This is a genomic window from Paenibacillus sp. NPDC101420, assembly GCF_050277435.1.
GTDB lineage: Bacteria > Bacillota > Bacilli > Paenibacillales > Paenibacillaceae > Paenibacillus_AQ.
In genome coordinates this window covers 52,234-75,835 of the sequence record NZ_JBNNSE010000005.1, presented here as the reverse complement: position 1 = coordinate 75,835, position 23,602 = coordinate 52,234, and the positions used below count along the sequence as shown (strand labels likewise).

At 38.5% G+C, this 23,602-nt stretch carries 20 protein-coding genes; all 20 read left to right on the top strand.

The features are described 5' to 3' along the window. Positions 1–79: 79 nt before the first annotated feature. Positions 80–1,789: an ATP-dependent protease LonB gene (gene lonB / locus ACQKMP_RS20730; RefSeq protein WP_042191261.1), complete on the top strand. Its 1,710-nt coding sequence runs from the start codon at positions 80–82 to the stop codon at positions 1,787–1,789. 293 nt (positions 1,790–2,082) lie between these two features. Beyond that, positions 2,083–4,446: an endopeptidase La gene (gene lon / locus ACQKMP_RS20725; protein WP_042191259.1), complete on the top strand. Its 2,364-nt coding sequence runs from the start codon at positions 2,083–2,085 to the stop codon at positions 4,444–4,446. A 12-nt stretch (positions 4,447–4,458) separates the two neighbouring features. After that, complete coding sequence (gene yihA / locus ACQKMP_RS20720; protein ID WP_427470767.1) at positions 4,459–5,115, top strand: ribosome biogenesis GTP-binding protein YihA/YsxC; 657 nt, start codon at positions 4,459–4,461, stop codon at positions 5,113–5,115. A 105-nt stretch (positions 5,116–5,220) separates the two neighbouring features. Further along, on the top strand, positions 5,221–6,003 hold the full coding sequence (locus ACQKMP_RS20715; RefSeq protein ID WP_427470765.1) for a tyrosine-protein phosphatase: 783 nt from the start codon (positions 5,221–5,223) through the stop codon (positions 6,001–6,003). A gap of 137 nt (positions 6,004–6,140) precedes the next feature. Beyond that, positions 6,141–8,126: an S-layer homology domain-containing protein gene (locus tag ACQKMP_RS20710; protein WP_427470761.1), complete on the top strand. Its 1,986-nt coding sequence runs from the start codon at positions 6,141–6,143 to the stop codon at positions 8,124–8,126. 124 nt (positions 8,127–8,250) lie between these two features. Continuing rightward, complete coding sequence (locus tag ACQKMP_RS20705) at positions 8,251–9,030, top strand: YveK family protein (protein WP_427470759.1); 780 nt, start codon at positions 8,251–8,253, stop codon at positions 9,028–9,030. Next, positions 9,011–9,697: a CpsD/CapB family tyrosine-protein kinase gene (locus ACQKMP_RS20700; RefSeq protein WP_042191248.1), complete on the top strand. Its 687-nt coding sequence runs from the start codon at positions 9,011–9,013 to the stop codon at positions 9,695–9,697. The genes ACQKMP_RS20705 and ACQKMP_RS20700 overlap by 20 nt, the downstream gene beginning before the upstream one ends. A 41-nt stretch (positions 9,698–9,738) precedes the next feature. Further along, positions 9,739–11,571, top strand: a complete 1,833-nt coding sequence (locus ACQKMP_RS20695) for a polysaccharide biosynthesis protein (protein ID WP_427470757.1) — start codon at positions 9,739–9,741, stop codon at positions 11,569–11,571. A 24-nt stretch (positions 11,572–11,595) separates the two neighbouring features. After that, positions 11,596–12,270 carry a hypothetical protein gene (locus tag ACQKMP_RS20690; protein WP_427470755.1) on the top strand — a complete coding sequence of 225 codons (675 nt, stop codon included), beginning with the start codon at positions 11,596–11,598 and terminating at the stop codon, positions 12,268–12,270. A gap of 2 nt (positions 12,271–12,272) precedes the next feature. After that, positions 12,273–13,277, top strand: a complete 1,005-nt coding sequence (locus ACQKMP_RS20685) for a copper amine oxidase N-terminal domain-containing protein (protein WP_427470753.1) — start codon at positions 12,273–12,275, stop codon at positions 13,275–13,277. A gap of 45 nt (positions 13,278–13,322) precedes the next feature. Then, on the top strand, positions 13,323–13,940 hold the full coding sequence (locus ACQKMP_RS20680) for a sugar transferase (RefSeq protein WP_427470751.1): 618 nt from the start codon (positions 13,323–13,325) through the stop codon (positions 13,938–13,940). 29 nt (positions 13,941–13,969) lie between these two features. Further along, a complete protein-coding gene (locus ACQKMP_RS20675) occupies positions 13,970–14,680 on the top strand; it encodes an acetyltransferase (RefSeq protein ID WP_427470749.1) in 711 nt (236 codons plus the stop codon). After that, positions 14,655–15,752 carry a DegT/DnrJ/EryC1/StrS family aminotransferase gene (locus ACQKMP_RS20670; protein ID WP_427470747.1) on the top strand — a complete coding sequence of 366 codons (1,098 nt, stop codon included), beginning with the start codon at positions 14,655–14,657 and terminating at the stop codon, positions 15,750–15,752. The genes ACQKMP_RS20675 and ACQKMP_RS20670 overlap by 26 nt, the downstream gene beginning before the upstream one ends. A gap of 46 nt (positions 15,753–15,798) precedes the next feature. Next, positions 15,799–16,965: a glycosyltransferase gene (locus tag ACQKMP_RS20665; protein ID WP_427470745.1), complete on the top strand. Its 1,167-nt coding sequence runs from the start codon at positions 15,799–15,801 to the stop codon at positions 16,963–16,965. Positions 16,966–16,994: 29 nt separating this feature from the next. After that, positions 16,995–18,305, top strand: a complete 1,311-nt coding sequence (locus tag ACQKMP_RS20660) for a UDP-glucose dehydrogenase family protein (RefSeq protein ID WP_427470743.1) — start codon at positions 16,995–16,997, stop codon at positions 18,303–18,305. 3 nt (positions 18,306–18,308) lie between these two features. Then, positions 18,309–19,088, top strand: coding sequence for a glycosyltransferase (locus tag ACQKMP_RS20655; protein ID WP_427470742.1), 780 nt, complete (start codon positions 18,309–18,311; stop codon positions 19,086–19,088). Next, positions 19,088–20,044: a glycosyltransferase gene (locus ACQKMP_RS20650; protein ID WP_427470740.1), complete on the top strand. Its 957-nt coding sequence runs from the start codon at positions 19,088–19,090 to the stop codon at positions 20,042–20,044. The genes ACQKMP_RS20655 and ACQKMP_RS20650 overlap by 1 nt, the downstream gene beginning before the upstream one ends. A gap of 17 nt (positions 20,045–20,061) precedes the next feature. After that, positions 20,062–21,096: an EpsG family protein gene (locus ACQKMP_RS20645; RefSeq protein WP_427470738.1), complete on the top strand. Its 1,035-nt coding sequence runs from the start codon at positions 20,062–20,064 to the stop codon at positions 21,094–21,096. Positions 21,097–21,131: 35 nt separating this feature from the next. Further along, positions 21,132–21,860: a glycosyltransferase family 32 protein gene (locus ACQKMP_RS20640; RefSeq protein ID WP_427470736.1), complete on the top strand. Its 729-nt coding sequence runs from the start codon at positions 21,132–21,134 to the stop codon at positions 21,858–21,860. A 190-nt stretch (positions 21,861–22,050) separates the two neighbouring features. Continuing rightward, positions 22,051–23,559, top strand: coding sequence for a lipopolysaccharide biosynthesis protein (locus ACQKMP_RS20635; protein ID WP_427470734.1), 1,509 nt, complete (start codon positions 22,051–22,053; stop codon positions 23,557–23,559). The last annotated feature ends 43 nt before the right edge of the window (positions 23,560–23,602 follow it).

Genomic DNA, 23,602 nt, shown 5'->3' with positions numbered 1-23,602 from the left:
ACTAATTACCGAAACGGCTATACTACCTAATAGTAGCCAAAGGTGGAAAGGTAGACTGAACGAAACAGGAGGATGACCTATGGAATTAAGTATAGTTGTGATGATCGTGCAGCTCTTTTTCGCGCTGGTTATCGGCGTATACTTTTGGAATCTGCTGCGGGGTCAGAAGACAAACAAGACGGCGGTAGACCGAGAGTCGCGTAAGGAACTGGATAAACTACGGAAGATGCGTATGATTTCACTAACCAAACCATTGTCGGAGAAAACTAGGCCGGCTTCTATTGGAGATATTGTTGGGCAAAAAGATGGGCTCCGCGCCCTGAAGGCCGCACTATGTAGTGCTAATCCGCAGCATGTGATTATTTATGGTCCGCCAGGAGTCGGCAAGACTGCAGCGGCGCGCGTGGTCATGGAAGAGGCGAAAAAAAATGTCCTTTCCCCTTTTAAAAGTGACGCCAAATTCACTGAAATTGATGCGACGACCGCTCGTTTTGATGAGCGTGGTATTGCCGACCCGTTAATCGGATCGGTGCATGATCCTATTTATCAAGGTGCTGGAGCCATGGGCGTAGCAGGTGTGCCGCAGCCAAAGCCAGGAGCGGTGACGAAGGCGCATGGCGGGATTCTTTTTCTGGATGAGATCGGTGAGCTTCACCCCATTCAGATGAATAAGCTGCTAAAGGTGCTGGAGGACCGGAAGGTTCTGCTAGAGAGCGCGTATTATAATTCGGAGGATAATAATACTCCGGCTTATATTCATGATATTTTTCAAAATGGCTTACCCGCTGATTTCCGGTTAGTAGGCGCGACTACGCGTTCCCCGGATGAGATTTCTCCCGCGCTGCGTTCACGCTGCATGGAGATTTATTTCCGTCCGCTATTGCCGGATGAGATTGCGGTCATCGCGCGTGACGCGATACAGAAGATCGGACTGAAGCCAAGCCCTGAAGCAGTCACTGTTGTGCAGCAATATGCAACAAATGGCCGGGAGGCAGTCAATATGATTCAGCTCGCAGCTGGATTAGCGCTAACGGAGCAGAGAGATACGCTAAGTGCTGCTGATGTAGAATGGGTGGCAGGCAGTAGCCAGCTGCCACTTCGAACAGAGCGCAAGATTCCTTCCGCGCCGCAGATTGGATTGGTTAACGGACTTGCAGTGTATGGACCAGGAATGGGCACCTTGCTCGAGATCGAAGTATCCGCAGCACCTGCGCAGAACGGTCAAGGTAGATTGAACGTAACCGGAGTAGTAGATGAGGAAGAGATTGGTGGAGGTTCTCGCACGATTCGGAGAAAGAGCATGGCTAAAGGCTCCGTTGAGAACGTATTGACCGTACTACGTACCATGAATCTGGAACCAGACCGTTATGATCTGCATGTGAACTTTCCAGGTGGAACACCCATTGACGGACCCTCAGCAGGGGTTGCGATGGCAGTTGCTATCGTCTCCGCTATTCGTGGTCTTCCAGTGGATAATACCGTAGCGATCACTGGTGAGATAGGTATTCATGGGCGTGTGAAGCCTGTTGGTGGTGTAATTGCGAAGGTGGAGGCTGCTTTTCAGGCAGGAGCTACTACGGTGCTTATTCCAAAAGAAAACTGGCAGTCCCTATTCGCTGACCTCGCCCCATTACGCGTCATTCCAATGGAAACGGTGGAAGAAGTATTCCGTCATCTGTTTGGCGCCGATACAGCAGATGTAAGGCTTCCAGCAGTAGCTGGAGAGCTATTCTCAGCAGCACCTTCACTTCTGAAGGCTGATGCCGCTGGCGAGTCTGCAAAGGGTTGAGCTTGAATTATTACCTAAAATGTAAGCTAGGGTGTGTTATGGTTTCGATAAGTAAATCGTGACTTGCCACTGTGAAATAAAGGGAGCCGCAGGCGTGTCTGCTGCTTCCTTTTTTAAAGTATAGATTCACACTTTCCATAATCCTTACATTTCTTGGAGAAACGTTGCCGTTTTTTAAGGATAATAAGGTTGTTTATTCTTAAATTGCAAGTACTTTGTTGGTGTTTTGGGGCTGCTTTTGTTAGAATGAATTCATATGAGATTAATTGAGAGCCATGGGAGGTGCGAAAGCGATGATGACAAATAAAACAAAAGGTCGTCGTTTTCCTTTATTACCGCTAAGAGGTCTTCTTGTGTACCCAAGCATGGTTCTTCACTTGGATGTGGGCCGTGAGAAGTCAGTTCGGGCACTAGAAAAAGCTATGGTTGAAGATAATTTAATTCTTCTGTGTTCACAGTCGGAAGTGAATATTGAAGAGCCTGGTCAGGACGATATTTTTCGGGTCGGTACTGTCGCGAATGTGCGGCAAATGCTGAAGCTGCCAAACGGTACGATTCGTGTACTGGTTGAGGGTGTAGAACGAGCCGAAATTATTAATTATATCGATAATGATGAGTATTATGAGGTTATGGCGCGCGAGCTACCAGAAGAGGAAGATGGCGATCAAGAGTGTGACGCGCTGATGCGTACAGTACTTAATCAGTTCGAACACTATATAACGTTATCCAAAAAAGTGACACCAGAGACACTGGCTGCTGTATCCGATATTGAGGAGCCTGGTCGTCTTGCGGATGTTATTACGAGTCATTTATCGCTAAAGATTAAGGATAAGCAAGAAATTCTTGAGACGATTGATGTAAGTAAACGGCTAGAGAAGCTTCTTGATATTCTGAATAATGAGCGTGAAGTGCTGGAGCTTGAACGTAAGATCAATCAACGTGTGAAGAAGCAGATGGAGAAGACGCAGAAGGAATATTATTTGCGCGAGCAAATGAAAGCGATCCAGAAAGAACTCGGCGAGAAGGAAGGTCGGGTGGGAGAAGCGGAAGAGCTGCGGAATCTCATGGAAGAGAAGAATTTGCCGGAACGCGTGAAAGAGAAGATGGAGAAGGAAATCGATCGTCTGGAAAAAATGCCAGTGAGCTCAGCGGAAGGTGGCGTAATTCGCAACTATGTGGATTGGCTGCTGGGTCTTCCTTGGAATGAACAGACAGAAGATGACCTTGATATCAAGAAGGCAGAACAGGTACTTGATGAGGACCACTACGGTTTGGAAAAACCAAAGGAACGGGTATTGGAATATTTAGCTGTTCAGCAGTTGGTGAAGAAGCTAAAAGGTCCGATCCTATGCCTTGTAGGGCCTCCAGGTGTAGGAAAAACCTCACTCGCTCGCTCCATCGCACGTTCACTTAATCGTAAGTTCGTTCGCATTTCGCTTGGCGGTGTGCGTGATGAAGCGGAGATCCGTGGTCATCGCCGGACTTATGTGGGTGCGATGCCAGGCCGAATCATTCAAGGGATGAAGACGGCGGGAACGATTAATCCGGTTATCCTGCTAGATGAGATTGATAAAATGGCTGCAGATTTCCGTGGCGACCCATCCTCAGCATTGCTTGAGGTATTGGACCCAGAACAGAATAATACGTTCAGTGACCATTTTGTCGAGTTGCCGTTTGATTTATCAAACGTTATGTTTGTTACAACAGCGAATGTAGTGCATAACATTCCGCGTCCGCTACTCGATCGGATGGAAATGCTGTTCATTCCGGGTTATACGGAACTGGAGAAATTGCAGATCGGTAGCCGTTATCTTTTGCCGAAACAGAAGAAGAATCATGGTCTTGCAGAAGACCAGCTGATCATCGAAGACGACAGTTTATTGCGTATCGTGCGTGAATATACTCGTGAATCCGGTGTGCGTAATTTGGAGCAGCAGATTGCAGCGTTATGCCGCAAAGCCGCGAAACAGATTGTGTCCAAGGAAAAAGAAAGTGTAGTCATTCTACCGGATGACATCAAGGATTACTTAGGTGCATCGAAATACCGTTACGGTATGGCGGAGCTTGAAGATCAGATTGGCACAGTAACTGGACTGGCCTGGACTGAGGTTGGTGGCGATACGCTGTTGATCGAAGTGACTGTTGTGCAGGGAACGGGCAAGCTGACACTTACTGGACAACTGGGCGATGTAATGAAGGAGTCGGCGCAGGCCGCTTTCAGTTATACACGTTCGAAGGCGGAGGAGCTGGGACTCCAGCCCGATTTTTATGAGAAGATTGATATTCATATCCACATTCCTGAAGGTGCGATTCCGAAGGATGGCCCGTCTGCAGGGATTACGATTGCTACCGCTTTGATCTCTGCACTCACGAAGCGTTATGTTTCGAAAGATGTGGCTATGACCGGTGAGATCACCCTACGTGGACGTGTATTGCCGATCGGTGGACTGAAAGAGAAGTCTTTAGCTGCACACCGTGCTGGATATAAAAAGATCCTTCTTCCCAAAGACAATGAACGTGATCTGAAAGAAATTCCAGAGAGCGTACGCAATGATGTGGAGTTCATACCAGTATCTAACATGGATCAGGTCTTGCATCATGCGTTAGTTGAGCATCATAATGAAATTAGCAGTGAGCCACCGAGTAGTGTGCATTAGAAAGGAAGTCCTATGAAAGTTAATATTGCCGAATTTATAATCAGTGCCGTTGGCCCTGATCAATACCCTGATGATGCTTTGCCAGAGGTTGCTCTGGCAGGGCGCTCCAATGTAGGGAAGTCATCCCTCATTAACCGAATGATTAACCGCAAGAATCTGGCTCGGACAAGCTCCACTCCAGGTAAGACCCAGCATATGAACTATTACCGTATCAATGAAGACAGCATGTATTTTGTTGACTTTCCAGGTTACGGATATGCTAAAGTGTCGAAGACGCAACGTGCAACATGGGGCAAGATGGTAGAAAAATATCTATCTGAGCGCGATACGTTGAAGCTTGTTCTGCTCATCGTGGATCTGCGTCATCCGCCGACCAGCAATGATAAGATGATGTTCGACTGGTTGAAGCATTATGATCTTCCTATGTGTGTAGTAGCGACTAAGGCGGATAAGATTCCGAAGACTCGCTGGCAAAAGCATATCAAGATCATGAAGCAGGAGCTTGGCGTGCTGCCAGGGGATAATTTCATTCCATTCTCTTCAGAGATTGGCCTTGGTAAAGAAGAACTTTGGGGATTGATCGATGGGTATGTTCTCTCCTCTCCAGATTCTGAGGATGCTGAAATAGATGGAAATGAATTTCAGCAAGAGGAACCTACTGAAGCATAAGACAAGAACTCATTTACAATCAAGCAACCATTCCATTTGGGAATGGTTGTATTTTTTTTGTGGGTAAAACTAAATTTTCTATGTGAAGGGACCGATAGATAACATATGAAAGATATCCATTGCCACATCTTACCCTTTATGGATGACGGAGCTACTGATTGGGAATCCGCTCTCGCCATGGCGCAAGACGCCTATAGGGACGGGACTACATCCGTCATTGCCACACCACATCACGCCAACGGTCAATATATGAATAACTCCGCTAGTATAAGAGAAGCAGTGGATCTGATGAATGAGAAACTTCGTCAGCATGGCAATCCACTGCTTGTTCTTCCAGGTCAGGAAATCAGAGTGTACGGAGATTTACTGGATGATCTGGAGCGGGGGCAACTGCTAAGTCTTGCAGACTCGCGGTATATTTTGCTAGAAATGCCTTCTTCACGAGTCCCACGCAACATGGAAGAAATCTGTCACGAGTTGATCATTCAAGGGTTCGTTCCGGTCATCGCCCATCCGGAGCGTAATGCTGAAGTAGCTGCCGATCCTTCTAAGTTAGAAAGATTGATAGAGCTGGGATCACTCGGTCAGGTAACCGCACAAAGTCTTGCAGGCGTCTTCGGGAATAAACTTCAGAAGCTATCTCTGGAGTTATGTCGTAGAAATGCAGTACATGTGTTGGCCTCTGATGCACATGACAGTGTTCATCGTCCTTTTGGATTAAATGCTGCTTATGTGGTTTTAGAGAAAGAATTAGGTCCTGAGATGCGCGACTATATGCGCGAGAACTCTCAGCAAATTGTGGTAAATGGAGAGGTTATTCGTGGTAATCACGTACAAAAAAGGAGGAATCGACACAAATTGTTTGGGATTTTTTCCCGAAAGGGCTGACTAATCTACCTAATAGTGGTAGAATGGGTTTTATTGGGTGAATCGTTGATATACGTAATAGTGTAGACATAAGGTGTAATATTCTAGGACTATAGTAACAAAAGGAATTTAAATACATATAAAGAGGTGGATATTTAGTGACTTTGAAAAAGAAACTAGTAGTATCAACATTGGCAGCAAGTATGGTAGCAGCATCCGTAGCGGGTCTTCCGTTGGGTAATCTTGGAGCAGTGGGTACAGCATCTGCAGCTACAGTTAGCAGCAGTACAGCAGTTAAGGAGAAAGTTCTTAATGTTTACAAGCAACTCTCTGCAACAGATGTAGTTTACCTCTATAATTTGAAAAATGAGGTTGCTGCGCTGGACGAGGCAACTTTCGCAGAGATTTTTGCTCCAGTCTTGAACAAGCTTTCATTGGATGAAGTAGAAACAAAGACATCACTTAAATTGTTCCAAAGCGTTACTAGTGTAGTATATGATGTTTATGGGAACGATTTCTCCGGAATTCAAATTATCCGTAACGACGACAAAAATATTGCCCTGTTGAGCAAAATTGCAACTAAAGCGGGTGTGTCTGGTCTTACTGTAGATAGTGTTTCTGAATTCTTAATCAGTGTAGAAACAGAACTTCGTACACTGGTTAGCAGCAAGACAACTGCAGAGTTGTTGGAAATTCTCACATCTGAATCTGGTTACGATACTTTGTTGGATGAGGCTATTGCGAAAGTATTGAGCCACACTACAGGAGCAGGAGCTCTTACAGTAAGCCAAGCGTTGCAAAATCTTGGAGTTACTGCTAGTGATGTGAAGCAAACATTGAAGAACCTGAATAATACGATTAAATCTGCGAAGCCTGCGGCGAAATCACTTGCACTTGCTTACGTTAAAGCGTATGGATTGGGCGATAATGGCAACGGCAACGGTAACGGTAATGGTGGTAGCAATGGTGGAAATGGAAATGTTACAACTCCTGTAACTCCTGCTCCAACTCCAGGAATCTACGACGTATCCAAGCTAGTAAGTGTTGTTGACGGTAAAGCAACATTGAAATTGGTAGATGCCGATGTAATTAAAGAGTTGGATAAGCTAGTTGCAGCGAATTCTGGCAAAACAGGTCTTACTTTGACCCTGAATCTGGGAACAGTAAGCGCTACTACAGTTGAAGTTCCGCTTTCCCAAGCAATTATTGAAGCTGCAAAAGCTAAAGGTGTTGCAAATATCGCGGTTACTTTCAATGGTGTAACAGTAACGATTCCTGTAAGTCAGTTCAGCACAGCTATTGCATTGACAGTAACTACCGCTAAACCAGAAGTGGTAACTTCTGTTACCAAACTGAAATTGGCTTCGGATGTGTACGAATTTGCACTTAGCGTGAACGGTGTAGCAACAAGTACATTCAAACAACCAATTACCATTAAACTTCCGCTTAAGAATACTGATGGTCTTGATAAAGAATTGCTGTCCGTAGCGAAGCTTGTATACGGCAGCCTGCAATTCCAAGGTGGTGTGCTTGACGGAGAGTTCATCGTAGAACCACGTGATACTTTCTCATCCTATGCAGTGCTTGAGAATAAAGTCAACTTTACGGATATTGCTAGTGTACAAGCTTGGGCTGGCAAACAAATTCAAGTCGTAGCTGCAAAAGGCGCGATTGAAGGCGTAGGCGAAGGTAAATTCGCACCGAAGAGCAATGTAACTCGTGCAGAGTTCGCTAAAATGCTGATTCGTGCGCTTAACCTGGAGAACAATTCAGCTGTACAAAGCTTTAGTGATGTAAGTTCAACTGCTTGGTATGCACCATATGTAGCAGTTGCAGCAGAAAAAGGAATCATTACTGGACGCAGTGCGGCTAAGTTCGATCCTAATGCAACCATCACACGTGCAGAGATGGCAACAATGATCTCCCGCGCAGTGAAATCTATCAATCCAGCTGCAACAACGAATGCAACGGCAATTAGCCAATTCTCCGATGCTGCTAAGATCAGCGCATCCCTAAGAGATGGCGTAGCGTTTGCAGCAAGCCACAACCTGGTTATCGGAAATGCTGGCAAGTTCAACCCGAACGATACAGCTACCCGTGCTGAAGCAGCAGTAATTATTTACCGTACTATTAACTTCAAGTAAGTAAATTAAAAGTATAGTATACAGCCTCCTCTCATGTAGGTGAGAGGAGGCAATTTTTTGCCAATAGGGAAGTGCTGTAATTTAGTAACGAAATATTTCAGAAATAGCTTGGAGGTAATTACACTTGTCATCACAAGAATTGGATCTTCGCGATTATTTTCAGATCGTCAGGAAGAGACTATGGCTGATTGTTAGCATAGTTGTTTTGGTGTGCGGTGTTGCTGGTGTGTACAGTCTGTATATTAAGAATCCGGTGTATGAAGCATCTACTAAGATTATTGTTAACCAGACACCGACTCAATCGGCAGCAGCTCAGCTTGATTTGAACCAGATTAATACTAATATTCAATTGATTAATACGTATAAGGAAATTATTAAGACTCCGGCCATCCTTGATATTGTTACGAGAGATTATCCGCAGTTCAATATTACTGCAGAAGAACTATTGAAGAAAGTTAATGTGAGCTCCGTCAATAATACGCAGGTGATGACACTTGTCGTTCGAGATAATTCGTATCAGCGAGCCGCTGAAATCGTGAATGCCATTTCACTTGTATTCAAGGATGAGATTCCTAACCTATTTAACGTGGAGAACGTATCGATTCTGAATGAGGCCAAAGTGAATCCACTTAACGAGCAAAGACCGGTAGAACCGAATGTCTTAATGAATATGGCTATAGCTTTCATCGTTTCCTTGATGATTGGTTTAGGGATTGCTTTCTTGCTGGAATACATGGACGATACGCTGAAGACTGAAGCCGATATTGAGAAATATCTTGGTTTACCAACGATAGCTATGATTACAAGATTGGGTTCAGAAGAGAGCAAACAAGGCGCAACACAGGCACAGCCGCAAACATCCAGAAAGGCGGGCGAACTTGAACATGTCACAGCTGCCAAATAAACAAAGACATCTGATTACCGTTACGAACCCTCGCTCCCCTGTATCTGAAGCGTTTCGCGCGCTACGCACGAATATTGATTTTTCCTCTGTGGATGAGACTATTCAAGTAATCATGGTAACTTCGTCCGGACCGGAGGAAGGTAAATCAACAGTTTCTGCTAATTTAGCTGCGGCTTACGCACAGGCAGATAAGAAGGTATTGTTGATTGACGGTGATTTGCGGAAACCGACAGCACATAAGACTTTTTCGCTTAGTAACCGATTTGGGCTATCTTCACTGCTGTCGCAGCAGGCGGTTCTTGAGGATACTGTCCAAGATTCTGGTGTTTCCAATCTTTCCATTATGACCTCAGGACCGATTCCTCCGAACCCAGCAGAAATGATGGCTTCTAATCGGATGAGTACTCTTTTGCAGGACTTGCGCCAGCGTTATGATGTCATTCTTATTGATACTCCACCGTTATTAGCGGTTACAGATGCGCAGATCATGGCTTCCAAGAGTGATGGTGTCATTATGGTTGTCAGCTATGGCAAGGTGAAACGCGATATTGCTGTAAAAGCTAAAGCTAACCTTGATCGTGTAGGTGCGAAAATGCTTGGTGTGGTTCTCAATAATGTAAAACGTAAAGCCAGCGAAGGTTACTATTACTACTACTATGGAAATTGATTTGTTCTTTAACAATAATGTTGTTTTTGGAGGCACTGAAAATGACAGCGAAATCTAGAGTGATTCTTTTATTCTTCATTGATCTTGCGATCATTTGGTTCAGTATTGTGACATCTTATTTGTTTCGGTACCCTAACCATGCTCTTCAGGAATACGTTGTACAGATGCTGCAATTTGGTGTGATTGCAACATTTGCATTCGGTGGAAGCCTGATATACTTCGGTCTTTACCGAAGAATGTGGCAATATGCCAGTATCGGTGAGATTATATCGGTTTCTAAAGCTATTGTAGTAGGGTCTTTATTTTCATTTGCACTGGCGTATCTAATTTTGCCGGATAGAGTACCTCTTGCCATAGAAGTTCGGTCGATGGAGACTATTCTTTTATTAGTAGGTGGAGTTCGATTTTTGTGGAGAGTACTTCATAATGATCGAATCAATTACAAAGACACTAAGACCCATACACTAGTTGTAGGTGCAGGCGATTGTGGAATATTAATTGCTAGGGAAATGATGGGGCCTTCTTTTGCTCATACCAAGCTAGTAGGTTTCATTGATGATAGTATCAATAAATATCATTTGTCTATATTGGGTGTGCCAGTGTTGGGCAATCGTTACGCGATTCCCGCTATTGTGAAAGAACGGGAAATTCATGAGATTATTATCGCTATGCCTTCCGTTTCACGTACTGAAATCTCTGAAATTATTAATCTTGCGAAGAAGACAGGGGCCAAGCTAAAGATTATACCGGCGCTTAACGATCTGATCGCGGGGAAAATATCAGTGAAGAAATTGCGAGATGTTAGCGTTGAAGATTTACTAGGCCGTGAGCCGATTATAGCCGATTTGAACAGCATTCTAGGTTATGTACACCACAAGACTGTGTTAGTTACGGGGGCTGGTGGATCTATTGGTTCAGAGCTCTGTCGGCAGATTGCCCCATTTGGTCCCGACAAGTTAATGTTACTTGGACACGGAGAGAACAGCATTTATATGATTGAAATGGAGCTTCGTAAGAAGTTTCCTGATCTGAATATTGTTACCGTAATCGCGGATGTACAGGACCGCAGTCGGATAATGGACGTATTCAGCAGCCATAAGCCACATGTTGTCTTTCATGCGGCAGCACATAAACACGTTCCATTGATGGAACGGAATCCTTCCGAAGCCATTAAGAATAATGTTTTTGGAACAAGGAATGTTGCGGATTGTGCAGATAAATATGGTGCGGAGAGATTTGTGATGATCTCTTCGGATAAAGCGGTTAACCCAACGAGTGTGATGGGTGCAACTAAGCGTATTGCTGAAATGTATGTGCAAAGTCTGCATACCACAAGTAGAACGAAGTTCTCAGCCGTTCGTTTTGGGAACGTTCTTGGCAGTCGTGGAAGTGTAATCCCGGCCTTTAAAGAGCAGATTGCTGCTGGTGGACCAGTCACTGTTACTCATCCAGAAATGGTGCGTTATTTCATGACGATTCCGGAAGCTGTTCAGCTTGTCATCCAATCTGGTTCTTTTGCTAAAGGTGGAGAAGTGTTCATTCTGGATATGGGTGAACCGGTTAAGATTCTAACCTTAGCCGAAGATTTGATTACACTCTCTGGTTATGAGCCCTATAAGGATATTGATATTCAGTTCTCCGGTATTCGTGAGGGCGAGAAGTTATATGAAGAACTGTTAACAGATGAAGAGAATTTAGGTTCTACAGATCATGGGAGAATCTTTATCGGTAGACCTAATGTGATAAGTCTGAATCAGCTAGAACTGGAATTCAAACGTTTGGAACGTGTTCTCGCTGAAGAACCTGAAGTTATTCGCGAAATAATCAATCAGATTGTGCCGATGCAGCCCGTTGCCCAAGTTGCTATCAGCTAATTTATTCATAAAGGGGATACTTAAATGTTCAACAAACGATGGAAAAAGATCCTTTTATGGACGCTGTCAATCATTGTAGTTCTGGGTGTAGGTGGTCTGTTCGCTGCTAATTATGCTGTGGATAAGCTGATGAATTCAATGGCAGATGGTTTTGATCTGGAGTCTGAGGATCAAGTTAATGGTGGTCAAGATCAAGGAACTGCACCTGAAGATACAGTAGCAGATGGGAAGGTCGAACCTGTAGCTTTTGCAACACCTGCTCCATCAAAAGATGATGGAAGTAAAGATACTGATGAAACTGGCAAAGATACAACAGCTTCTTCTACTAGTGAACCTACAAAAGCTCCATCAACAGCTCAAAAAGATACCTCTTCAGATGGATATACGGCACAGGTCTCAACAGATAAAGCTAAAGAAATTCAAGAAAATGTAACAATGAAGGATAAAGCAGATGTAGCTGCTATTGTACTCGGTCAACTAAGTGTATCTGATATTAATCGGTTAAAAGATCTAGCCAAAGGTGGCTTAACCATTGAAGAGAAGCGTGAAGCACGGAGTATCATCCTCGGTAAAGTTTCCGAAGAACAATACAATGAGCTTTCACAGGTTGCTAAGAAATATGGCGTGAGTCAAGGGAAGACACGAGATCAAGTCCTTAAAGAAGAACAATCAAAAGCGAAAGAAAAGGGAAGTGAATAAGGATGTCTAAAGCAACAATACCAGTCATAGCTCTATCGTTAATAGCTTCAATAGGGTTGGCACCCTTAACAGCATCGGCTCCTATATATGTTTCGGCAGCAGCTGCAACTAGTACAACGAGTAAGACAGCAACAGCTACAGTCAAAGTACAAAGCATGAATGTGAAGATGATTTTTGACGGTGTTAGTATTCAACCGCCAACAGATCAGTACGTCTTCATGTACAATGATACAACCTATGTTCCATTGCGGTTTATGTCATATGCCATACAGAAGAGTGTGAGCTGGGATGCTAAGAACGTTAAGGTTACCGTAGCAGAGCCTAACAGTTCAGAGCTAGTAGTGATTAAAGAGTATTTAATGAATGCAACAAACGGTACTAGTGCTTCAGCAGTATCTAAGAATCTTTTACTCAATCAAGTTAAGGCGAGTTATGTATTTAATGGTGCAACCAAGGCACTGCCTGCAGGCCAATCCAGTTTCATCTTGAATGGCTCTTTATATGTACCTATACGTTTTTTATCGGAATCTGTAGGTCATAACATTAGCTGGGATCAGAAGACGAAGACTATTACTGCCGCTTCAAAGGCTTATCAAGAACAAGGTGGCACTAAGGACCCATCTCCAGTAGCGACACCAGCACCAACCGGTACAACAGGTGGTGCAGCAGGAGGTGGTGCTGCGGGGACTGGAAAGGTATCTTATGAAACTATTACTAGTGAAACGGAAGCCAAGCTTACTGTGCTTAGAAATCAAAGCGAATCGACTTTAACAAGCATTTTGGTTGAGTATCTTGGAGCAAAAGATGAGGCGAGTAAGAAAAGCATTAAGGCTAAAGGGGCACAACAATTATCCTCATTTTCTGCTAGCTTCAATAGTATAGTAGCTGATACTGAACAAAAACTGAACAGTAACGGATATAGTACCGCAATTATTAGTCAATATAGAAGTGAATTTGAAGCACAGCTTGAGTTAGGAAAAAAATGGGCAGAGGGAATGGCGAATTAATATTCGCTGTTTCTTCATTAATACATATGCGAGGTTGAGGAATGGATGAAGCCTTACTTGGTTGTGAAAAAAGGAATTGATTGGGGCATTGCATTTTTATTGATTTTTTTAGCTTCTCCTATCATGTTAGCAGCAGCAATAGCTATAAAAATAAATTCTAAAGGACCGATTCTGTTTCGTCAAAAGCGGCCTGGTAAGAATGAAAAGATATTTACCGTTTACAAGTTTAGAACAATGTCATTAGAGACCGATCAAGAAGGTAATCTCTTACCTGACATACTGAGAATGACTAAAGTAGGTTCCTTTTTAAGAAAATGTAGTATAGATGAATTACCACAACTTTTTAATATTTTAAAGGGGGATATGAGCTTCATTGGCCCACGTCCATTATTAGTGCAATATCTTGAACATTACACGCAAGAACAAAATCGCAGACATGAAGTTGTTCCTGGTATTTCTGGCTGGGCGCAAGTGAACGGTAGAAATACAATCAGTTGGGAAGAAAAATTTAAATATGATGTTTGGTACGTTGATCATATTAGTTTCATGCTAGATGTGAAGATCGTTTTTAGAACGATTAAAAATGTTCTTGTAAGAGAGGGAATTAATAATTCTCAAAATGACACAATGCCGATGTTCTCTGGAAGTACTCTAGATGTCTAGTAGAAAGAGTGGAAGCTGGTGAATATAGGTTGTCTAAGTTATTGATTTTAGGAGCCGGTGGGCATGGTAAGGTAGTTGCTGATGCAGCGATGAGTACTGGGAATTGGGAAGAAATAGCCTTCTTAGATAATAATAAAGAGCTTACTGATGTATTAGGAAAGTCTATATTGGGTGGGTTTGACAGTTATATGGATCATAAAGAAGATTATCCAGCAGCATTCGTGGCCATAGGAAACAATATAACAAGAATGATTTGGCTAGATAGGTTAGAGCGTGCAGGCTTTGAAATTCCGAGTATCATTCATCCATCTTGTACCATAAGCAGATTCAGTCAGATAGAAAGAGGCAGTGTCATTATGGCTGGAGTAGTAGTCAATGCTAGTGCTAGAATTGGAAAAGGTTGCATTTTAAATACTTCATCTTCAATTGACCATGATTGTATATTAGAAAATGGGGTGCACATCTCTCCCGGTGTTAACGTGTGTGGAACTGTTCATGTGAAAAGCTGTAGTTGGCTGGGTGTAGGTTCTAAAGTGTTAAATAATTTAACTATCGGATTTAACGTAATCGTAGCTGCTGGAACTATAGTAATTAAGGATATACCGGATAATGTAATGGTGGCAGGAGTGCCTGCAAAAATAAAGAAAAACTTGGAGATGAAAAGCGATGTCGGAAAGGATTTTTTTATCCCCTCCTCACATGAGTGGGAACGAAATGAGGTACATACAAGAAGCATTTGATACTAATTGGATTGCTCCCCTGGGGACAAATGTAGATAAATTTGAAGAAGAATTATGCGAGTACGTGGGCGTAGACCATGGACTGGCTTTATCCTCTGGCACAGCAGGAATTCATTTGGCACTGAAGTATTTTGGCGTTGGTCCAGGTGACTATGTATTTTGCTCTGATCTAACCTTTGCGGGAAGCTGTAACCCTATTCTATATCAATATGCTAATCCTGTATTTATTGACTCTGAACCGGAAACTTGGAATATGTCTCCTATCGCTTTAGAGAAAGCATTTGAGTGGGCTAAAAAAGAAAATATAATGCCTAAGGCAGTTATTATAGTAGATTTGTATGGTCAAAGTGCGGATTATGATTCGCTACTTCCAATTTGTGAACACTATGGTGTTCCTGTCATAGAAGACGCTGCTGAAGCTCTTGGTGCAACATACAAAGGTAAGAAATGCGGTTCATTTGGACATATTGGTATTTTTTCATTCAATGGTAACAAGATTATTACCACATCAGGTGGCGGTATGGTGGTTTCCAATGATGAAGAAGCTATAAAGAAAATGCGTTTTTGGGCTACTCAATCAAGAGAGCCAGTAAAACATTATGAGCATAAAGAAGTTGGATATAATTATAGAATGTCAAATATTTGTGCTGGGGTAGGAAGAGGGCAGTTAGAAGCACTAGATTCCTTTATTCAAAAGCGTAAAAGTATAAATGATTTATATAGGGAATTATTATCTGATGTCCCTGTATTTTTCATGCCGATATCTACCGATGGTAGCCCTAACTATTGGTTATCTGTTATAACAATTACTCAAAATTCAAAATTTAATTTTAGTGATATTATTGATGCGCTTGAAAAGGAAAATATAGAATCTCGTCCTGTGTGGAAGCCAATGCATTTACAACCGATTTTTGAGGAGTATCTATTTTTTACACATGATGATAATACATCTGAATATTTCTTTCAGAATGGAATTTGTTTACCATCCGGAAGTGCAATGGATCAAAAGCAACTTGAGATGATTACTACAACAATTAGAAACACATTCGAAAATATGGCGTTAAAAAGTTAATCTAAACAAAACATAAAATAATTTAAAATTCTGAGGAGTACTCATAATGGTGATATTGTTGAAGATTTTATTTTATGTAAGTGGGTTTATTATTTTTTGGGCTATGATTGGGTATCCAATATCATTAAGATTTATAGGATTTATCTACAAGAATAGAAAATTAGTGAAGGATTATTCTCATCAACCAACAGTAACAGTAATGATCGTTGCTCATAACGAAGAAAAGGTTATTTTTGATAAGATGAAAAATATGTTAGAGCTCGATTATCCAAAAAATAAGATAGAGTTCTTAGTTTCTTCAGATAACAGTACTGATAAGACAAATCAAATTGTAAAAGATTTCATTGAAAATCATAGAACGGAAAATATTAGACTTTTTGAAGTTAATGCTCGGAAAGGGAAAACGAATGCCCAGAATGAGGCTCATAAGACGGTTACAACAGAATATTTGGTTATGACCGATGCCAATTCAATGATGGATAAAAAGGCTATATTAGAACTGATGGCTGCATTCACTTCGAAAGAAATTGCGTATGTTACAGGGAAACTATCAATTGTGAATCATAATGAAAATGATATTAGTAGCTCAGAAGCTAGCTACTGGGATAGTGATTTAGATACTCGTGAAATTGAAGGAAGTATACAAACCATTACTGCAGGAAATGGAGCAATTTACGCTTGTAGAACTTGTGATTATTACGATTTCAATCCTATTCAATGTCATGATAGTGCGATGCCTCCTTTTTATGCATTACAAGGTAAACGGGCAATATGTAACCATGATGCTGTAGCATATGAGAAGGCTGGAGAGGTAATCGAAGATGAATTTGGTAGAAAAGTTCGTATGAACCGGATTCTTCTCAAACACATTTTACCTGATCTAAGAATTCTTAACGTTTGGAAGCATAAGTGGTTTTCATATTTTTACTTTGGGCATAGGACTTGCAGGTATTTATTGTGGAGTTCTCATTTAATAGTATTTTTGTCTAATGCGTTATTAATATCTCAATCATGGTTTTATGCATTTACTTTTATAGGTCAAGTATTGTTTTATTTGTTAGGAACTATTAGAGCTATTACAAATACAAATAATAAACTGCTGACATTAATTTACTATTATTGTGTGACAATAATAGCACAGTGGGTTGGTGTATATAATATTTTGACTGGGAATTCAAAACCATTTTGGGAAAAAGCAGAAAGTACACGATAGAATTTGATTAGAACCTGAGGAGCAGAAAAATGAAGATAGCAGTGGCAGGGACAGGATATGTTGGTCTAGTTACCGCAGTATGTAATGCTGAAATGGGACACGATGTTATTTGTACAGATATTGATAAAAATAAGGTAGATATGCTTAAACGGGGGATTTCCCCTATCTTCGAACAGGATTTGCAAGAATTAATGCAGAAAAATTCAAAGAGACTGACATACACGATTGATTATAAGTTAGCATATAAAGATGCTGAAGTCATTTTTATAGGTGTAGGTACACCGGAGAAAAAGGATGGATCAGCAAACCTTACTTACGTTTATAATGTCGCAAAACAAATAGCAGAATCTATCGAAAATAATTGTATTGTTGTGATCAAATCCACAGTACCAATAGGAACCAATGATAAGGTAGAAAAATTAATACAGGATAATGTTAAACATGATATCGCTGTTCATGTAGTATCGAATCCAGAATTTTTGGCGCAAGGAACTGCAATAAAAGATACTCTTTATGCCAGTCGAATAGTAATTGGTATTGAGTGTGAGTATGCGGAAAAAGTTATGAGAGAAGTATATAAAGATTACGATGTTCCTATTTTGGTTATGGATAGGAAAAGTGCTGAAATGGTGAAGTATGCATCGAATGACTATTTGGCCCTAAAAATATCTTATATTAATGAGATCGCAAATCTCTGTGAATTAGTAGGGGCAAATGTCGAAAATGTAGCATTAGGTATGGGATATGATTCAAGAATTGGAAATAAATTTTTAAACTCTGGGATTGGTTATGGCGGGAGCTGTTTTCCAAAAGATACTAAAGCTCTTCATTGGCTAGCAAATATGAATGATTACGAAATAAAAACCATTAAAGCAGCTATTGAGGTTAATGAACAACAGAAATTAAAACTTATCAAAAAGGCTAAGAAATATTATGATAATTTCGAAGGTTTAACGGTTGCTATTCTTGGCTTAACATTTAAACCGGGTACTGATGATTTGAGAGAAGCACCATCGCTAGTTAACATCCCTATACTTCTTGAAGATGGAGCTATTATTAAGGCTTTTGACCCAGTAGGAGTTGATAACTTTAAAGAGTCAATGAAAAATAGTGACATAGCTGGCTTGGATCGAATTAGTTACTACGATAATATCGATGAGACAGTTAAAGATGCTGATATATGTTTCATCTTTACTGAGTGGAATGAAATTAAAAATTATGATGTTGAAAAATTTGGTGATTTAATGAAGAAAGCAATTGTTTTAGATGGTAGAAATTGTTTCAAACTAAGTCAGATGGAAAATGCAAATATTGAATATAGCAGTATAGGAAGGAATTAAAAAATGAAGCTCGAAGTGTTGATTTCAACAATGCATCAGTCTGATCACAATTTACTTGAGAAGATGAATATACAGTCAGATGCGATAGTTGTTAATCAGTGTGATGAAAATAGTTATGAGAAATTTTTATATAAAAATCATGACATTACATTTTTATCTTTTTCAGAGCGTGGAGTTGGTCTTAGTAGAAATAACGCGCTAATGAGAACAACCGCAGATATTTGTTTGATAGCCGATGATGATGTCACGTATATCGATGGTTATAAGGATATAATTATTAAATCCTTCAAGGATCATCCTGAAGCTGATATGATTTTGTTCAATGTTCCAAGTAGTAACCCAAAGAGGCCTACATATAATATAAAAGAGTACAGCAGGGTAAGGTGGTATAACTGCCTAAAATATGGCGCAGTTAAATTTGCAATTAGGACAGAGAAACTGAAGCAAGCAAACATTTATTTTTCTCTTCTTTTTGGTGGTGGGGCAAAATACGGTAGTGGAGAGGATAGCCTTTTTGTTGCAGATTGCATCAGAAAAGGGCTGAAGGTTTATACAGTACCTTTAGTAATTGGGTATGTAAGTCAAGAAGAATCCTCATGGTTTAAAGGATATAATGACAAATACTTTATAGATAAAGGCGTTTTGTATTCTTTTATTTCAAAAAAATGGGCGAATATATTATGTCTGCAGTTCGTGATCAGACATCATACCATGTTTAGTAAAGAAAAAACGATATTAGAGGCTTATAAACTGATGCTTAAAGGTATTAAGGAGAGACAGTAATGAGACCACGGATTTCTTTAGTCGTTCCTATTTATAAAGTGGAAGATTGCCTAGATAGATGTGTTCAAAGTTTGATTAATCAGACCTATTCAAATATAGAAATAATATTGGTCAATGATGGAAGTCCGGATAATTGTCCAATGATGTGTGATTATTTTGCCAATAGAGATCAAAGGGTCAAAGTTATACATAAGAAAAATGGTGGTCTATCAGAAGCAAGAAATTATGGTATGAATCTAGCCATTGGGGAGTATGTTTTATTTGTTGATTCAGACGATTATATTGAATTAGATACATGTGAGAAATTTGTAGAAATAATTAATAATAATTCAGTTGATGTAATAGTTGGATCAGCGAAAAAAATAGAATATAATTCTGTTGGCATAATGCACCATAGTTTATTGGATAATAGAGAAGTAATGACGGGAAAAAAATTTCTTATTGAAGAATTAAAAGAAAACACTATGCATATGGCAGTCTGGTTGAATATGTACAAAAGAGAATTTTTGCTTGAGCATAATTTGAAATTTAAAATAGGTTTGTTGCATGAGGATGAGCAATTTACACCAAGAGTCTTTCTTAAGGCTAATAGTGTAATTAGTACTAATATTATATTTTATAATTATGTAATAAGGGATAGTTCGATTACAAGAAAGGGTGATTTATCAAATAATGGCGTTCATATTGTACAAACTTGCCATGAATTATCCATTATATATGATGAACTTAAAGATATTGAATTGAGACAATTATTGAATGATAATTTAGTGATGAAATATTTAAGTGGTTTTAAAATGGGGAGACTTTTTCGTAGGAAATATAAAAATCTTATTAATAAAAGGTTTTTACTTAACCGAGCTTATAGTAGAAAGAATAAGATCCAAGTATATTTTCTGATTATTAATAAACATATGTATTATATGACTTATAAATTTTTTAGTTTATTAAAGAGTTAGCAAATTGGAGAGATTACATGATATATATTTTTTTATTATTTGGTATTGGCATTTTATCCTTAATTAAAAAAAAAATAAAACAAAAGATAGTGATAGATACAGCTATTATAGTGATTATGGTAATTGTATATGGTATTAGATACAATGTTGGAAGAGATTATTTAAGTTATGAAATAATATACAAAAATGAGTATGGGTGGTATAATTACGAGTTTTTATATACTCTATCCACGAATTTTTTTAAATTTTTAAATGCTCCTTTCTGGGTATTTAATGTATTTCTTGGATTCATAATTTTTTATTTAATGTATCTAATTTCAAAAGATCTTAATATTGGTTATGAAAAAATAGTATTATATTTTATTCTAACAGGACAACTATTTGTTTCTTTTAATCTAGTGCGGCAAACGATTGCTGCGATGATAATAATGTTTGCATTTAGATATATAACTAGAAAGAATATTATTAAGTATGCAATTGGTGTAATAATTGCTTCATTATTTCATACATCAGCGATTATATTCATACCACTATATTTTTTGAAGAATATAAACTTGAACATAAGACGTGTAGTAACATTGGTGATTTTAGGGATTATGCTTTATTTCTTTAATATTATAAGTCTTATTAACTATTTTTTTGTCCCTGACAAATATATGTCTCTCCTTGGTAGCATACTTGACTATAACCCAAATCCTGGTATAGGTGCTTTATTTTATATTTCTATTGCACTCATACTTTCTTTAAAGACAGGACAAAAGGATTCGGATTATTATCCATTTATAATCACGTATATCTTATTTAATAGTTTATTGTTATTTACTTTAAGTAGTTTTGTCGTTAGTAGGTTAACAATGTATGGCCATATGGCAATTGTTCCAGTAATACCATATTTATTTATAAAATTAAAAATAGAAAATAATCTTTTTAAGATAGCGTATATTATATTTTTACTAGCATATTTTATTTTATTTGCTTCTACAATTATTGATATATTTAGTGTTGATACAAATAATCTAATGTATCGTACGATATTTGATAATAGTCTATAAGTAATAATAGTGCTCTAAATCGGAGGAAATAGGATATGATACCTAAAAAAATTCATTATTGTTGGTTCGGAGGAAATCCGCTACCTTTACTAGCTATAAAATGCATTGAAAGCTGGAGAAAGCATTGTCCGGATTATGAGATAATAGAGTGGAATGAGACTAATTTTGATATAGATAGTAATGAATATGTAAAGCAAGCTTATGAAGCTAAAAAATATGCTTTTGTTTCAGATTATGTTAGATTATCTGCATTATATCATTGCGGCGGCATTTATATGGATACTGATGTTGAAGTAATTAAGCCATTAGATGAATTTCTTGAGGATGAAGCATTTTCTGGCTTTGAAACCCCCGCAACTGTATCTACAGCCATAATGGGATGCAAACAACATGATCCATTCTTCGAAATCTTATTATCATATTATAATGGACGTAAATTTATTAAAAGTGATGGTTCTTATGATTTAACTACTAATGTAACAGTTATTACAAGTTATTGTGTTCAGAATGGACTTAAACTTAATAATACCCATCAAACAAAAAATGGATTTACGATGTATCCACAAAAGTATTTTTGTCCTAAAGATCATGTCTCGGGAAGTATTGAGTTAAGAACAGAGACTTATACTATTCATCACTTTGCTGGTTCGTGGGTTTCTTCCTCTGCTAAAAGAAAGAAAAAACTTTACAAACTATTTGGCAAAAGAATGACAAATATAATAGTGAGTATTAAAAAAAATATAAGAAGAATATTTTCAACCTAATAGAAATATTAGAGGGGCCTTCAGATATTTTCATAGAATAAAGGCTTTATTTTGAATATATATTTTATTATCTCAAAGTTCCATTTTGAAATTTATTTTAGTAAGGTTATATCAATATATTCACAAATATTAGTTACCGCGTTCCTATACATTTTAGAATTAACTGCTAGCTAACAAAGGATGGGAAAAAGTGAGGACTAAAAAAACAATTTATAATACTTTAGCTTCAATTTTATTGCAAGTAATTACTTTCATTTCCGGAATCATTATAGTTAGATTACTACTAGTAACGTATGGATCTTCTGTTAACGGATTAAGAACCTCTTTAACACAAATTATAAATTATTTATATATTTTTGAAACCGGATTAAGTGGTGCAATGATCTATTCGTTATACAAACCACTCGCAGAGAATGATTACAATGTTATAAATGGAATATTGTCAGCTGCCAAAAAAGCTTATAAACAGGTTGGATTCGTTTTTTTAGGGTTACTTTTAATATTATGTGTTTTATATCCCTTAATAATAAATAATGAGAGCATAGATTGGTATACTATAGTTTTTTTAACTTTTTCAATCGGTGCAACTGGTATTATTAATTATTTTTTAATCGGGAGTTATACAGTTTTACTTACTGCTTCACAATCTGTATATATACTATCATTATCAAGAGGAATATATACTGTGGTTAATACAGTTATAATGGTTATACTAATCAAACTAGAGCTTAATATTGCATTGGTATATTTTATATCATTAGCTGCTAATCTTCTAAATGCGTATATAATAAAGAGATATTCAAATTTGAAATTCCCTTATTTGGATTTCAAAGTAGCACCTATTATGTCAGCATTATCTAAAAGATATGATGTTGTGCTTCATCAAATATCTGGTATGATCGTATTTAATGTACCGGTCTTACTTTTAACTATATTTACAGATTTGAAGACTGTTAGTGTTTATTCGATTTATACAATTATCTTTACAGGGGTTGGTATGGTAATTGGAGTTTTTGTAAATAGTTTTACGGCAGCATTAGGTGATCTTATAGCAAGTAAGGAATACAAATTGTTAAAAGAAGCATACTCTCAATATGAATTCGTGTACTACGGAATGGTTTCATTTGCTTATTCTTGCGTTTTGATTTTAGGGATTTCTTTTATAAAGTTATATACAAATGGTATTACTGACGCAAGTTATGTTGATCAGGGAACCCTTCTATTGTTTACACTAATTGGTGTTTTAAACAATTGGAAAATTCCTCAGAGTACTATTATAATCTCAGCTGGACACTATAGAGAAACAAGACATCGGGCAATAATTGAAGCAATTTTAACAATCATTTTTTCGATACCTCTGGTTATATTATATGGTTTAAAGGGAGTATTAATCGGAAGTTCGTTAGGTTTACTTTACCGTTCGATAGACTTATTTTATGCAGAAACTATTACTAAATTTAAATTTAAAAATACATTTATAAGAATTATACGAATGCTATCCATAATAATAATTGCTGTATTACCAATTAATATTTTTTTTACTTTGGAAGCAAATAGTCTTACAGAGTGGGTTATTTATGCGATTATTGTGTCAATTTATGTTGGGATATTAGTACTATTTATAAATTTTATTTTTGAAAAAATAACCTTATTGAAAATTATAAAAAGATTAAAAAACACTTTTTTTTTGAAAAAATAACCTAAAACAAATGAATGAACTGAAAATAACAAGTTTAGTTCAT

What these genes read in the sequence shown, in the direction of transcription:
- ACQKMP_RS20715 (WP_427470765.1), top strand. Translation starts at nt 5,221, where the DNA reads ATGAAAGATATCCATTGCCACATCTTACCCTTTATGGATGACGGAGCT.
- ACQKMP_RS20665 (WP_427470745.1), top strand. Translation starts at nt 15,799, where the DNA reads ATGGTGATATTGTTGAAGATTTTATTTTATGTAAGTGGGTTTATTATT.
- ACQKMP_RS20680 (WP_427470751.1), top strand. Translation starts at nt 13,323, where the DNA reads ATGAAGCCTTACTTGGTTGTGAAAAAAGGAATTGATTGGGGCATTGCA.
- ACQKMP_RS20700 (WP_042191248.1), top strand. Translation starts at nt 9,011, where the DNA reads ATGTCACAGCTGCCAAATAAACAAAGACATCTGATTACCGTTACGAAC.
- ACQKMP_RS20670 (WP_427470747.1), top strand. Translation starts at nt 14,655, where the DNA reads ATGAGGTACATACAAGAAGCATTTGATACTAATTGGATTGCTCCCCTG.
- ACQKMP_RS20655 (WP_427470742.1), top strand. Translation starts at nt 18,309, where the DNA reads ATGAAGCTCGAAGTGTTGATTTCAACAATGCATCAGTCTGATCACAAT.
- lonB (WP_042191261.1), top strand. Translation starts at nt 80, where the DNA reads ATGGAATTAAGTATAGTTGTGATGATCGTGCAGCTCTTTTTCGCGCTG.
- ACQKMP_RS20660 (WP_427470743.1), top strand. Translation starts at nt 16,995, where the DNA reads ATGAAGATAGCAGTGGCAGGGACAGGATATGTTGGTCTAGTTACCGCA.
- ACQKMP_RS20695 (WP_427470757.1), top strand. Translation starts at nt 9,739, where the DNA reads ATGACAGCGAAATCTAGAGTGATTCTTTTATTCTTCATTGATCTTGCG.
- yihA (WP_427470767.1), top strand. Translation starts at nt 4,459, where the DNA reads ATGAAAGTTAATATTGCCGAATTTATAATCAGTGCCGTTGGCCCTGAT.
- ACQKMP_RS20685 (WP_427470753.1), top strand. Translation starts at nt 12,273, where the DNA reads ATGTCTAAAGCAACAATACCAGTCATAGCTCTATCGTTAATAGCTTCA.
- ACQKMP_RS20645 (WP_427470738.1), top strand. Translation starts at nt 20,062, where the DNA reads ATGATATATATTTTTTTATTATTTGGTATTGGCATTTTATCCTTAATT.
- ACQKMP_RS20650 (WP_427470740.1), top strand. Translation starts at nt 19,088, where the DNA reads ATGAGACCACGGATTTCTTTAGTCGTTCCTATTTATAAAGTGGAAGAT.
- lon (WP_042191259.1), top strand. Translation starts at nt 2,083, where the DNA reads ATGATGACAAATAAAACAAAAGGTCGTCGTTTTCCTTTATTACCGCTA.
- ACQKMP_RS20640 (WP_427470736.1), top strand. Translation starts at nt 21,132, where the DNA reads ATGATACCTAAAAAAATTCATTATTGTTGGTTCGGAGGAAATCCGCTA.
- ACQKMP_RS20690 (WP_427470755.1), top strand. Translation starts at nt 11,596, where the DNA reads ATGTTCAACAAACGATGGAAAAAGATCCTTTTATGGACGCTGTCAATC.